Consider the following 495-nt stretch of genomic DNA (forward strand, 5'->3'; position numbering starts at 1 on the left):
TTGCTTGAGGCGTTCGGTGGCGGGATCGAGGCTGAACCGCGTTATCCTGCCATTGCGAATCAGGTCGGTTTGGAAGGGATTCTCGGTGCCGCGATGGATCGCCACCTCATCGCCCAGCCAGGATCGTTGGGTGCGGCGTGCGCTGCTGACGCCCGAGCCGCTGTTCTCGGTTTGCAACAGCAGGTTGTCCGCGTTGTTGGGGTTGCCGGCGGTGACGGTGTTGATCACCCCGCTCTCGCCCTGGTAGGCGCGGGTGAGCTGCAGGCCGCGCGGGTCGGTGCTGGTTTGTAAGCGGCCTTGCGCATCGTAGCCGAGGTACAGGGTGAGGTTGTCGCGGTCCTCGGTCGCGGTGGTTGGCGCCTGGGCGGCGGGCTGTCCGGTCCCTTGGCTGAGCGCCTCAATCTGCCCCTTCGCGTTGCGGCGCAAAAACAGGTCGGCATCCCCTGGCAGGTCCCAACTTTGCGGGAAGCCGTCGTTTTGGGCGGGGTTGCCGGC

1 protein-coding gene is annotated in these 495 nt (G+C 66.3%); it reads right to left on the bottom strand.

The genetic code is table 11. The annotated features are described in order from the left end of the window. The coding region (locus J3U88_RS33995; RefSeq protein ID WP_207863677.1) for a hypothetical protein at positions 1–495 on the bottom strand (495 nt) is incomplete at both ends.

It is taken from the genome of Acanthopleuribacter pedis (assembly GCF_017377855.1).
Lineage (GTDB): Bacteria > Acidobacteriota > Holophagae > Acanthopleuribacterales > Acanthopleuribacteraceae > Acanthopleuribacter > Acanthopleuribacter pedis.